17 protein-coding genes are annotated in these 11,838 nt (G+C 62.5%); 10 read left to right on the forward strand and 7 right to left on the reverse strand.

What is annotated here, in order from left to right; translation table 11 throughout:
• Window positions 1–61 precede the first annotated feature (61 nt).
• The gene (locus PXK01_RS15690; RefSeq protein ID WP_274860784.1) at window positions 62–1,447 is read left to right on the forward strand and encodes a DUF1800 domain-containing protein; all 1,386 of its coding nucleotides are present in this window, start codon (window positions 62–64) and stop codon (window positions 1,445–1,447) included.
• A 16-nt stretch (window positions 1,448–1,463) separates the two neighbouring features.
• Window positions 1,464–2,705, forward strand: a complete 1,242-nt coding sequence (locus tag PXK01_RS15695; protein ID WP_274860786.1) for a DUF1501 domain-containing protein — start codon at window positions 1,464–1,466, stop codon at window positions 2,703–2,705.
• 14 nt (window positions 2,706–2,719) lie between these two features.
• Here the strand turns inward: PXK01_RS15695 and PXK01_RS15700 are convergent, their stop codons facing one another.
• On the reverse strand, window positions 2,720–2,860 hold the full coding sequence (locus PXK01_RS15700; protein ID WP_274848676.1) for a hypothetical protein: 141 nt from the start codon (window positions 2,858–2,860) through the stop codon (window positions 2,720–2,722).
• Between the two features lies 1 nt (window position 2,861).
• Complete coding sequence (locus tag PXK01_RS15705) at window positions 2,862–3,581, reverse strand: response regulator (protein WP_274848677.1); 720 nt, start codon at window positions 3,579–3,581, stop codon at window positions 2,862–2,864.
• Window positions 3,582–3,806: 225 nt separating this feature from the next.
• Between PXK01_RS15705 and mce the strand changes: the two genes are divergently transcribed.
• Window positions 3,807–4,211, forward strand: coding sequence for a methylmalonyl-CoA epimerase (gene mce / locus PXK01_RS15710; RefSeq protein WP_274848678.1), 405 nt, complete (start codon window positions 3,807–3,809; stop codon window positions 4,209–4,211).
• Between the two features lie 54 nt (window positions 4,212–4,265).
• Entirely contained in the window at window positions 4,266–4,541 is a 276-nt protein-coding gene (locus PXK01_RS15715) for a DUF1467 family protein (RefSeq protein WP_274848679.1), read from the forward strand.
• Between the two features lie 196 nt (window positions 4,542–4,737).
• On the opposite strand, the gene PXK01_RS15720 is transcribed toward PXK01_RS15715, so the two are convergent.
• From PXK01_RS15720 to PXK01_RS15735, 4 genes are all read right to left on the reverse strand, one after another.
• Window positions 4,738–5,430 carry an EI24 domain-containing protein gene (locus PXK01_RS15720; RefSeq protein WP_274860787.1) on the reverse strand — a complete coding sequence of 231 codons (693 nt, stop codon included), beginning with the start codon at window positions 5,428–5,430 and terminating at the stop codon, window positions 4,738–4,740.
• Entirely contained in the window at window positions 5,427–6,005 is a 579-nt protein-coding gene (locus PXK01_RS15725) for a nitroreductase family protein (protein ID WP_274860788.1), read from the reverse strand. Before PXK01_RS15725 ends, PXK01_RS15720 begins: the two co-directional genes overlap by 4 nt.
• 385 nt (window positions 6,006–6,390) lie before the next feature.
• A complete protein-coding gene (locus tag PXK01_RS15730) occupies window positions 6,391–6,927 on the reverse strand; it encodes an ester cyclase (protein WP_274860789.1) in 537 nt (178 codons plus the stop codon).
• A 119-nt stretch (window positions 6,928–7,046) separates the two neighbouring features.
• Window positions 7,047–7,298, reverse strand: a complete 252-nt coding sequence (locus PXK01_RS15735; RefSeq protein ID WP_274860791.1) for a hypothetical protein — start codon at window positions 7,296–7,298, stop codon at window positions 7,047–7,049.
• Window positions 7,299–7,482: 184 nt separating this feature from the next.
• Between PXK01_RS15735 and PXK01_RS15740 the strand changes: the two genes are divergently transcribed.
• From PXK01_RS15740 to rimO, 6 genes are all read left to right on the forward strand, one after another.
• Window positions 7,483–8,199: a M48 family metallopeptidase gene (locus PXK01_RS15740; RefSeq protein ID WP_274860792.1), complete on the forward strand. Its 717-nt coding sequence runs from the start codon at window positions 7,483–7,485 to the stop codon at window positions 8,197–8,199.
• A 2-nt stretch (window positions 8,200–8,201) separates the two neighbouring features.
• A complete protein-coding gene (locus PXK01_RS15745) occupies window positions 8,202–8,591 on the forward strand; it encodes a YigZ family protein (protein WP_274860793.1) in 390 nt (129 codons plus the stop codon).
• Window positions 8,592–8,659: 68 nt separating this feature from the next.
• On the forward strand, window positions 8,660–8,944 hold the full coding sequence (locus PXK01_RS15750; RefSeq protein ID WP_274848686.1) for a DUF6455 family protein: 285 nt from the start codon (window positions 8,660–8,662) through the stop codon (window positions 8,942–8,944).
• Between the two features lie 52 nt (window positions 8,945–8,996).
• A complete protein-coding gene (locus tag PXK01_RS15755) occupies window positions 8,997–9,269 on the forward strand; it encodes a DUF6455 family protein (RefSeq protein WP_274848730.1) in 273 nt (90 codons plus the stop codon).
• A gap of 54 nt (window positions 9,270–9,323) precedes the next feature.
• On the forward strand, window positions 9,324–9,488 hold the full coding sequence (locus PXK01_RS15760; protein WP_274848687.1) for a hypothetical protein: 165 nt from the start codon (window positions 9,324–9,326) through the stop codon (window positions 9,486–9,488).
• A complete protein-coding gene (gene rimO / locus PXK01_RS15765; RefSeq protein WP_274860794.1) occupies window positions 9,485–10,894 on the forward strand; it encodes a 30S ribosomal protein S12 methylthiotransferase RimO in 1,410 nt (469 codons plus the stop codon). Before PXK01_RS15760 ends, rimO begins: the two co-directional genes overlap by 4 nt.
• Before the next feature lie 3 nt (window positions 10,895–10,897).
• Here the strand turns inward: rimO and PXK01_RS15770 are convergent, their stop codons facing one another.
• Complete coding sequence (locus tag PXK01_RS15770; protein WP_274860795.1) at window positions 10,898–11,746, reverse strand: hypothetical protein; 849 nt, start codon at window positions 11,744–11,746, stop codon at window positions 10,898–10,900.
• Between the last annotated feature and the right edge of the window lie 92 nt (window positions 11,747–11,838).

An 11,838-nucleotide genomic window follows, 5' to 3' on the forward strand; every position in this document is an offset into this window, starting at 1 on the left:
GCGGGCCCGCGGTCGTATCATTGCGCCTGCAAACGCAACATGTGGACGGGAACAATAACGGATGCTGTTTGATCCAGACTTGGCTGCCATCCGATTTGGCTGTGGTCTGTCGCCGGTGATTGACCCGCCAACGTCGGTCGATGCCATGCTGACTGCTCTGAACGGGCCGGATGACATGGCCCGGCTCTATCCGGTGCAGGCGTTTGATGCAGCCCTTGGGGATACCGACACATATCGGGCGTTGCGGGCCAAACGCCAGAAACTGCGAAACAAGTCCGGATATGACGCCGCTGACGAGGCCTTTCGCGCGTATCGGCGGCAAAAGCGCATCGACCGGCTGCAGATGTTCTCGCAGCGTTTGTTGCGCTATGCGCGCAGCTCGGATGGGTTGCGCGAAAGGTTGACCCTGTTCTGGGCAGATCATTTCACCGCAAAGGGCCGGCGCGGGGCCTTCTTGCACCTGGCCACGCCCTATGCCGAAACCGCGATCCGCGCCAATATCTCGGGGCGGTTCGAAGACATGCTGATCGCGGCAGTGACCAACCCGTTGATGCTGCATTATCTGGATCAGAATATCTCGGCAGGTCCCAACAGTCCGGCGGCGCAGCGGCGCGAACGGGTCGGCGGTTTGAACGAGAACCTCGCGCGCGAAGTGTTAGAGTTGCACACCCTTGGGGTGGACGGTCCCTACAGCCAACAGGACGTGCGTCAGTTGGCAGAGCTTTTTACCGGCCTCAGCTACACTCTGAAATCGGGGTTCAGTTTCAAGCGGGGCTTGGCCGAGCCGGGCAGCGAGCAGGTTCTTGGACGGTCCTATGGCGCGCTCAAAGGTGATCTGCAGCCGGTCCTGCAGGCGCTGCGTGATCTTGCACGCCATCCGGCCACCGCCCGGCACATCGCGCGCAAACTTGCCGTTCACTTCGTCGCGGACCAGCCGGATCCCGATCTGGTTGCCCATGTGGAGGCCCGGTTTCTCCAGACCGGTGGTTACCTGCCGGATGTCTATGCGGCGCTGCTGGAACATCCCGCAGCCTGGCAGCCAAGCCTGAACAACGTGAAGCCCCCCTTTGATTTCATCGGGTCGACCTGCCGGGCCATGGCGGTGACCCCCGAGGCGATCACGCAGCTGACTCCGCGCCAGTTGGTTCGCATCTTCTCTGCTCCGATGGCCCTGATGGGACAGAAATGGGAGGATGCCGCGGGACCGGATGGATGGGCCGAGGAAGACGGCTACTGGATCACCCCGCAAAACCTGTCGGCCCGGCTGCGCTGGGCTCTCGCGGCGCCGCAGCGATTGACCTCGGCGCTTCCCGATCCGCGCGCCTTCGCCACGGGCGGTCTTGGTCGCTTTGCCGATGGAAAAGTTCTTTTTGCAGCGGGGGCGGCCGAAACCCAGGCCGAGGCGATCGGCCTTGTGCTATGCGCCCCGGCGTTTCAGCGTCGTTAGAGCAGGAGAGTTGAGCATGGATCCGTCCCGCCGGAGTTTTCTGACCCGCAGCGCTGCGCTGGGCTGCTGTCTTGCCGCCAGCCCGCTGATGACGCCGGTCAGCTTTGCCTCCGCCCCCTGGGAGGGGCGGCTGGTGGTGATCATCCTGCGTGGCGGCATGGATGCGCTGGATGTGGTGCAGCCCTATGGCGATCCCGCATATGCCGCCCTGCGTCAGAAACTGCGCGGCGGGCCGGGGCATGGCGGGCTGGATCTTGACGGGTTTTACGCCCTGCATCCGGCCCTGGCGCCGCTGATGCCGCTATGGCGGGCAGAGGAGCTGGGCTTTGTGCACGCGGTCTCGACACCCTATCGGGACAAGCGGAGCCATTTTGACGGCCAGGATCTCTTGGAGGCGGGCACGCCTGGGCTGGGGGACCGGCGCGATGGCTGGCTCAACCGTCTGTTGCAGGTGCAGCCCGGCGTCGAGGCCCGCACCGCCTTTGCCATCGGTCAGGGAGAGTTGAAGCTGTTGCAGGGGGCCGCGCCGGTTGCCGATTGGTCGCCGGATGCCTCCCTGCTGATCAGCGCCCAGGCCGAGCGTCTGGCCGGGTTGTTGATGGAGGATGATCCGCTGTTCCACGCAGCCCTTTCGGAGGCGCTGGACCTGTCCGGCGCAACGGTTGCGTTGCCTTCGGACGATTTGGAGACCTTGGATGCCCCTCAGATGGAGGGGATGGCGGGCATGCCCGCAGCGGCACCGGGGCAGGCTGATGTGAGAAAGGCCCATGTGAAAGTCGCCGCCTATGCCGCCGAGCAACTGCGCGCCGACACCCGGATCGCCGCCTTTTCGATCAATGGCTGGGACACCCACAACCGGCAGGCGGCCACCCTGAACTCTGCCCTGGGACGGCTGTCGGATACTCTGCTGGAACTGAAGGCCGGGGTGGGGGCACAGGTCTGGGCAAAGACCGCGGTCATTGCCATGACGGAATTTGGTCGCACGGCGCGCGAGAACGGGACGGGCGGAACCGATCACGGAACCGGCGGCGCAATGGTGATGGCAGGTGGTGCGATCCGTGGCGGCAAGGTCTATGGCCGCTGGCCTGGGCTCGCAGAGGCAGATCTCTATGACCGGCGCGATCTGATGCCCACGGGCGATGTGCGCGCGGCGGCGGCCTGGATGCTGCGGGGGCTCACGGGCGTCAATCAGCCGGAGCTGGAACGGGTGATCTTCCCGGGGCTGGAGATGGGCGCAAACCCTGGCTTTCTGCGGTAGGCACGCGGTCTGACCTAGCGATCACTCCGGTAGAATACGATCGCCTCATGGGTGCTGCGCTCGCGGTTCTGGCGGATTTCCCGTGCGGCCTGGCGGGCCTGGAGATAGAGAACGATGGCCAGGGTGGCCAGGGCGATCAGAATGACTTCGAGCATGTCAGATGGCGATCTTCCGTTCCAGGCGCTCCTGCACCATTCCGGCAAGCACGGCGGTTTCTGCCCCGACGGGCAGCCCGTTCAGGCGGGATTTGGCAAGATTGGCCGCGGCCGTGGCCAGCGGGCCATCGCCGGCGCTGCGGGCAACGCCGCTGACGAACTGGGCCAGGTAATCCAGGGTCTTGCCCTCGTGATCCTCGTTCAGCACATCCGCCGCATGGGCCATGTCATCGCGGAAGGCCAGAAGATCCGGTTCGATCGTTTCATCTGACAGGTCCTGCAGGCCCGCAGGCTGGCGCTCAGCGGGCAGGCGCGACAGGATGGCGTGCTGGAAGGCCGCCAAAGAGGTGATCGGCTTGGCCAGGAAGCCATCGGCCCCGGCTTCGAGCGCGGCTTCGGCGTTGTTTTCATCGCCGGAAATCGCAAGGATGACCGAAACGCGCGGGGTGACGCGGCTGATTTCGGAAATGAGTTCGGTGCCGGAACCATCGGGAAGGCCGACATCGGCGATCACCACCGAGGGGCGGTATTCCTTCAGGTGCCGACGTGCCGATTTGAGGCAATCCGCGCGGCGGATGCGGGCACCGCTGCGCAGGCACAACAGGCGCAGCGCTTCGCATGCAAAGCGGCTGTCCTCGACCACCAGGATGGTCAGGCCAAGAAGCGGGCGCCGTTTCGTCGGCAAACGGTGGGCGGCAGCAAACAGTTCCGAATCGTCCATTACTCATACTCCTTGCGGGATACGAGCTGACGCTATGGATTTGAGGCTAATTACAAGTTAACGCCCGAGCATAGATCCGGCACAGATCCGGCGCGCGCCGTTGCAGGCAGGTCGTTGCGTCAGGATTGGGTCAATCGCAGGAGCCGTGCGCAATGGCGCACTTGCCCCGCCCCGGCCTCTGGCCTTAAGGAGGGGAAAACAGGATGTCAGAGGAGAAGACCAGCCATGATCGGTCGATTGAACCACGTAGCCATTGCCGTACCGGATCTTGAGGCCGCCTCGGCCCAGTATCGCGATGCTTTGGGTGCCAAGGTCGGCGCACCGCAGGACGAGCCGGATCATGGCGTGACGGTCGTGTTCATCGAATTGCCGAACACGAAGATCGAGCTGCTCTATCCCTTGGGGGAGAACTCTCCGATCAATGGGTTCCTGGAAAAGAACCCCTCGGGCGGCATTCACCATGTCTGCTATGAGGTCGAGGATATCCTGGCCGCCCGCGATCATCTGAAGGCGCAGGGCGCGAGGGTCCTGGGATCGGGTGAGCCGAAGATCGGCGCCCATGGCAAGCCGGTGCTGTTCCTGCACCCCAAGGATTTCAACGGTTGCCTGGTGGAACTGGAGCAGGTTTGATCCTATCTGTTGCCAGCGCCAGGATCGGCGCGGGCCATTGGGAGTGAAGGTGCCATGGGAATTACATCCGGTCTGGTTCTCTATGCGGTGATCTGGTTCATGACCTTTCTGATCGTGATCCCGATCCGGGTAGAGACCCAAGGCGACAGGGGAGAGATTGTCCCCGGCACCCATGCGGGGGCGCCTGAAAACCACTATCTGAAGCAGAAGGCCTGGATCACCACCCTGGCCGCCTGCGTGATCTGGGCGATCGTGGCCGGGATCATCCTTTCTGGTGCAATCAGCGTCAATGATTTCGACTGGTTCGACCGGTTGCCCGATCCCAGCTGATATACGGACCGGCTGATGTCTGGAAATGAGAGCAGGCAGTGGGGGCAAGGCGTGCTCCCGCCCGTCGTCCGCCTTTTTTAAATAAAGACGTCCTCCCGTTGGGCCCGGCGCCGCGCTCTGCGCGGCGCCGGGCCCAAGGCCGCCAAGGCGTGTCGGCCGAAGGCTGTGCGCCTGCGGGCGCGGGAGATCTGCCTCTTTAGCCGCGGCCTTTCAGGGCGTGGAAGATATGCGTGAAGGTTGCCGCGCCCAGGATGGGGATCACCAGGTTTACCAGCGGTACGGTCAGCGGCATGGCCATCAATGTCCCGGCCAGCCAGATCGTTCCCAAATGCTGGCGCCGCATCCGGCGTGCCTCCGGCATTCCGACGCGCCGCGCTGCGACCAGGGTGAAATACTCGCGTCCCAGGAAAAACCCATTGAGCGCCCAGAAGATGAACACCGCGATCGGCGTGAACAGGAAATAGAGCGCGAGGGCCAGCAGGTTGGCCAGGATCAGTACGCCCAGGAAATTGACCGTATCCCGAAGCCCCTCCCAGATCGTCGGGTCATTCGCCGGGGGCAGCGTCGGGAAATGCCGGTCCTCGACCGCCTGCGCGACCTCGTCCAGGAACATCGAGGTGATCGCCGAAGCCACCGGAACCATCAGGAAGATCGACAAGACCAGCATCAGGAAGACCGAGCCGACGGACAGGATATCGTCCAGCCAGGTCACTTCACCGAGCACCGGCAGGGTGACTTCCGGGCCGACAAGCCACTGGATGGCAAAGAAGAACAGGATATAGGCCGCAACCAGCAGGGCCAGCGTCAGCCCGATGCCGAGAAACAGGACCCGGCGGAACCTGGGATCCCCGGTCTGGGCCAGTGTCTTGAAGAAAGCGTCGAAAATCATGTGCTGATCCAGCTTGTGATGCGATCCAGATCCGGGCGCGGGCGTTCGGGGGGCGTGGCGCCTTCGGTGGCAATGTGGATCAACCCGGCGATGCGTTCGTTTGGTGCAAGATCAAAAGCCTCTTCGCAGAATTGACGCTCGTGGCTGACCCAGCCTGAGAGCCAGTTCGCGCCCCAGCCAGCGGCCAGGGCCGCATTCAGCAGCGCAAGGCAGACCGCACCGGCAGAATAGGTCTGCTCGATCGCTGGGATCTTGGGGCTTTCGGTCTGCACTTCGATCACGGCCACGGCCAGTTGGCCCAGTTCGAACTGGCTGCGCCCCTTGGCGATATCCTCAGGCGATTTGCCAAGGCGCTCACCGGCCTGTGTGGTGAGATCGGCAAGGCGCGCCATGGCGCGCTGTTCGATGACGATGAACCGCCAGGGTTCAAGCTTGCCATGGTCGGGCGTGCGCGCGGCAGCGGTCAGCAGCGTCATCAGCTCGTCGCGGTCTGGCACCGGGGCGATCAGCGTCTTTGCGGGCCGCGAGCGGCGGGTCAGCAGGAAGTCCAGAGCGGCGTCATTGCGATCGGGCATATGTGAAACCTCTTTACATTGGTGCTGTATATGTTGGCTGGCCAAGCTATTTCAAGAGGTTCGGAGCTGGGCGGCGGTAGAATACGGCACGCAGGCGCCGCGGTGCGCTGCAAGAACGCGTCCTGTGGCAGCCGTCGTGGCCCGTGTCCTTGGCCCGTGTCCTTGGCCTGTGTGCATGGCTCCTGTTCGGGGCGAGATTAGTCGGCTTTGGACCGGCTGACAAAGCGGTTTTGGACCAGGCCACCCCGTCACCAGCGCCGCTGTGGCACAGCCCCCAACTGGCACAGGGGTTGGCCCGGGATGTGATCCGGTCTTAGCGCCTTCGGTGAGGCTGGGCCTGTCAACTCCAGAAAGCCGGTGGCACCGGAGGTCTGCATATGGGTGGTTATTCCCAGGTCAGCCTTTGCCCACTCAGGCAGGCATGGAGAGCGCCCGGCGGAACAAGATCCAGCTCCTGAAAGAACGACAGATAATCCATGTGCCCGATGTATTCTGCGATCCTGTCGCCCTGGAACCGGACCAGCAGGCAATCAAACCCCTCGATGGCCTTGCCCGTGATCAAGCATTCCGACCGGATGTGAAGCCGCAGGGTCAGCCAGTCTCCCTGTTCGACCTTATGCGTCACCTCAAAGGTGCTTGGGCCGACAAGTCCTTTCACGACAGAAGAGAATTCAGCCCATTCCTGCATCGGGACCGTGACACCGCCAGTAACCGGGCCACAAAAGCTGGCCTCTGGCGCGATGTAGTCTTCCATCTGGAGGCGCTGCTCGCCGTCAAAGGCGGCCCGCAGGAATTGGAGCAGGTGTGTTTCCTTGTCGAAGGTACTGGAAACCGTGTGCAGCTTAGTCATGTGGAACACCAAAATCGATAAACTGTTTGTATTGTGAACAGGTTGGCTGCCTCTGTACAGGGACTTCTTCATCCCGAGACGCAAGTGAAAACCGGAAAAACCCGGCAAGGCAAAGGGTGCAATGCAGTGGCGGAGCCTTCTGCCCGGGCCCTGGATCAGGGCAGAAGGAGGCAGATGCATGTGTCGGATGTCTAGGCCGGTCCGGTCTTTTCTTCCGGGACCAGGCGGTAAACCCCTTCCGGCAGGTCCAAGGCTGCGGCCAGATCCCGCAACTGGTTGTAGGAAAGGGTAATTTTCTCAACGCGATCGGTTCGGGCGTCATATTGTTCGACGGTGACGCATTCGGCAAAGGCGTTGATGGTGACATCCTCGGTCAGAGGGGCGTCGCCCTCGTCCACCAGGGTCACGATGGTTGAGTCGAATTCATGCTCGATCGTAAACATGCGCGGATGTTGCCACCGCGGCAGGCGCATTGGCAAGCGTTTGCATGGGCAGGGGAAATATGATGCTGTCATGGGGCATAGGGGCGAGGGGCACACTGGAAATGCTGGCCCGCAGCCTTTAGATCCATGCCGTGCGCCACGTGGCGCGCAATGTCACGATGACGAAAGAACGAAGGATAGGCCGATGCGCCGCGTTTTGATTGCTTGCGCCCTTGTGGCCCTCAGCGCCTGTGCGGTGCAGGTACCGCCCTTGAGCGAGGATCGCCCTGTCCCGCCCGGTGGCGCGGCTGAGTACCGGCCTGGCGGAGTGGACATGGCCAGTTTCCGGGCCGTGGTCGCGCGGGTGGAACCGGTTGCAGAGCGGATTTGCCGGACGGAAACCCAAGGGATGAACTGCGATTTTGCAATCGGTATCGATCCCAACCCGAAGGCCGCTCCCAATGCCTATCAGAGCCTGGCCCGTTCGGGGCGGCCGGTGATCACCTTTACCCAATCCATGCTGGGGCAGCTCGGCAATGCGGATGAACTGGCATTTGTCATGGCCCATGAGACGGCCCACCATATCGAGGGCCACCTGGCACGCCAGCAACAGAATGCTGCGGCGGGATCCGTGCTGCTGGCCGGTCTGGCAACGCTCGCGGGGGGCACTGCGGCGGATGTGTCCAATGCGCAGGACCTGGGTGCTATCGTCGGTGCGCGCAGCTACTCCAAGGCGTTCGAACTGGAGGCGGACCGGCTGGGGACGATCATCACCCACAAGTCGGGCTATCGGCCCAGCGTCGGGGTGCAGTTCTTCTCCCGCTTGCCGGATCCGGGCGACATGTTTCTTGGCAGCCATCCGGCCAATCCAGACCGGGTCCGGGTGGTGCAGGATACCATCAGTCGGTATGGGCTGAACTGACCATGGGGCATGCAGACAGCGACAGGGCACCCGCGCTGAGCAGGCTGGGCGTGGTGCTGACAGACCGCGGGTCGCGCTATGCGGTCAGCGGTGCCCCTGTCACATCGCGGGCCGAGGTGGACCGGGTGCTGGCAGAGTTGAAGACGGACCGCGCCTATGCCAAGGCCACTCATAACACCTGGGCGGCGATCCTGCCGACGGGGGGCTTGAAGGCCGATGATGGCGAAAGCGGTGCCGGTATGGTGATCCTGCGGATGATGGCACGCCAAGGGTTGAGCGACCATGTGATCATCGTGACCCGCTGGTACGGCGGCAAGAAGCTGGGCGGAGACCGATTTCGCCGGGTGCAGGATGCGGTGCGCGCCTATCTGGACGCCCAACCGCCCGCTTGACCTGCATCAATGTCTCCTCGCGGCCCCGTGCTACCCTTGCGCCTGAAACGGATCCTGGAGAACGCGCTATGGACGAACGGGAGGCGGCGCCGCACCGCGCATTGAAAACCCATGCGGCCCTCTTTGATGACATGGGGCAGGCGGTTGGATTGGACCTGCAGGAAGAGGCCATTGCCGGGCGGCTGAATTTCGATGAGATCGCCGAGGCGGTCTTGCGCTGTACCCGCTGCGCTCATCCAGAAACCTGTCAGGATTGGCTGCGCTCCGCGCAGCCGGGCGTCGTGGCGGGCGATACTCCGGATTATTGCCGCAACCGGGATCTGCTGGGGTTCCTGCGCGAGCCGTCTCAATGAGGGCGATGCGGGAGGCGGGCGGTCGTTTGAGCAAGGATTGGGAGGTTTGATCATGCAGCCCTTGGGTGAGGCCCTGTTTCATCTTCGATTGCTCGGTTTGATGGCGAAGACAACCGATGTGGATCTTGTCGAAGCCTTTGCCGCAGGTCAGATCAGCGAAGAGGACTGGGCGGAGATGATCAACCAGTGCCGGGCCTGTGGCTGCGTCGAGAAATGCCAGCGATGGCTCGCGGCACATGATCACGCCGAAGCCGCTCCGGAGGGATGCAACAATGCGGACAGGCTGCAGCAGTTGCACGCGAAGAAAGAACCTGTCGGCGGCTGAACGGGTAACGGTCTGATCACGGCGCCAGGATTGCGATCTGATCCGGAGGTCGCCATGGAAGGGGAACTCCCGCGCCCGCGCGTGCCCTGGCTGCGCCAGGACCCGCTGGCGGCCTTGGGCGCGGCGCCGCTGTCGCGGCGCGGCAGGCGCAAAGGACGGGGCATGGGTCAAATCATCCATTCCAAAAGCCCGGTGCGCGTATTATATGCGCTGCCATGACCAGCAATCCGCCAGATCTTCGCCCCGACCTTGCCCCGAAAGCCCAGTTCGGTGACTCGCCCCGCGCGGGCCAGCCGACCCTTGGGATGGTTTCGCTCGGCTGCCCCAAGGCATTGGTGGACAGCGAACGGATCCTCACCCGCCTGCGCGCCGAAGGATACGGCATCAGCGCCGATTACGCAGGCGCCGATGCGGTGATCGTCAACACCTGCGGTTTCCTGGACAGCGCCAAGGCCGAAAGCCTGGAGGCCATCGGTGAAGCACTGAAGGAAAACGGCAAGGTCATCGTCACCGGCTGTCTGGGCGCCGAGCCGGAGTATATTCGCGACCATCATCCGCGCATCCTCGCCGTCACCGGCCCGCACCAGTACGAACAGGTGCTGGATGCCGTGCACGCCGCCGTGCCGCCCAGCCCCGATCCATTTGTTGACCTCTTGCCCGCCACCGGCGTTAGCCTCACCCCGCGCCATTTCAGCTATCTGAAGATCTCGGAAGGCTGCAATCACAAGTGCAAGTTCTGCATCATCCCCGACATGCGCGGGCGGCTCGCCTCGCGCCCGGCCCATGCGGTGCTGCGCGAAGCGGAGAAGCTGGTCGATGCAGGCGTGCGCGAACTTCTGGTGATCAGCCAGGATACCTCGGCCTATGGGCTGGACCGAAAGTATGATGTGAACCCCTGGAAAGGCGGAGCAATCCGCAGCCATATCACCGACCTGTCCCGCGCGCTGGGCGAACTGGCACCGGCCTCGGACCTTTGGGTGCGGCTGCACTATGTCTACCCATACCCCCATGTGCGCGAGCTGATCCCGCTGATGGCGGACCCGGACAATGCCCTGCTGCCCTATCTGGATATCCCCTTTCAGCACGCTCACCCGGATGTGCTGAAACGCATGGCGCGCCCCGCAGCAGCGGCCAAGACACTGGACGAAATCCGCGCCTGGCGCGACACCTGCCCGGAGATCACCCTGCGCTCGACCTTTATCGTCGGCTACCCGGGAGAGACCGAGGCGGAGTTCCAGCACCTCTTGGACTGGATGGACGAGGCACAGCTCGACCGGGTGGGGTGTTTCAAGTACGAAAACGTGGCCGGAGCGCGCTCCAACGATCTGCCGGATCACGTGCCCGAAGAGGTGAAGCAGGAACGCTGGGAGCGCTTCATGGAAAAGGCGCAAGCCATTTCCGAGGCCAAGCTGGCGGCCAAGGTCGGGCAGATCTGCCAGGTCATCGTGGACGACATCGACGAAGACGGCATCGCCACCTGCCGCACCAAGGCCGACGCGCCTGAGATTGACGGCAACCTGTTCATCGACGAGGGCACCGAAGGCTTGACCGTCGGTGATCTGGTCACCGTCGAGGTGGACGAGGCCGGGGAGTATGACCTTTGGGGGGCGTTGGTGGCGGGTTAGCCGTCAGCCTTCCTGTGCTTCCATCTCTGCCTCATCTTCAAGGCTCTGAAGGTCGACTTCCGGTTGGGGCACCTTGATCTTTGGAGCAGGTTTCCGCCAAGCTACCAAATTCTGGCCGATGTCGCGGTAGAATGCCGGTACGATCTGTTCCAGCTCGGCAATGAAGTTGGTTTGCTGAATGAATTTGGCACCCAATCTCTTGGCTCGGTAGAGGTGGAAGCTGACCACTTGCAGGCCATTCTTATCTTTTTCGCAAAGATCAGGAGATGCAATTAGGTCGGTAATGGGAAACTGAGTGTCTTCGCTGCGCCCTGGCCACTTCATGCGTACGAATACCTCATCCACATTGTCCACTTTTATTTGCCGCAGCAGCCAGTTCAATCGTGCCTTCGCTGATTTCTTGTCTTCGGGAGCCCTGAGTGTCATGCCGACTTCTATTGTTCTGCGGTTCATGTCGGCGACGACGTCCAGCGGGGCAGCGGCGTCGGGAACGTCAAAGGTCGCGCTGAGCTGTTGTATTTCCCTGAGAAGCTGTAGTTCGTCTTTGTGACGAAGGGATGGATCGCTCACATGTTTACGGCTCAGCTTTTGCGATACAGCTGTGTCGGTATGGCGACTAAGGATAAGCGCCAAGTCCTTTGTTTCCTGGTGCCAGGCGTCGAGCACGGCGGTTGCTTCAGAAGATCGGGCTAAGATTTTTCCACCGGCAGACACATGTCTGTTCAACTCGCTCCATTCGGGTGGCATCCGGTCAAACCCTTTTACGCCCGCACTGTCATGCGTGAGGAACCGCTTGAGTTCGTTTAAAAGAATACGCTGATCGGTGTCAGCAACTGAATCATTGCTGAGCAACAGATCTGCGACGGTTAGGGTCAGGATTCATAACCAGTAGATAACGACGGCTGCGAGCGCGATGGCCGAGAGGAAGACCTTGGGACACCTAT

The sequence above is a fragment of the Phaeobacter sp. PT47_59 genome (genome assembly GCF_028890025.1).
Lineage (GTDB): Bacteria > Pseudomonadota > Alphaproteobacteria > Rhodobacterales > Rhodobacteraceae > Phycobacter.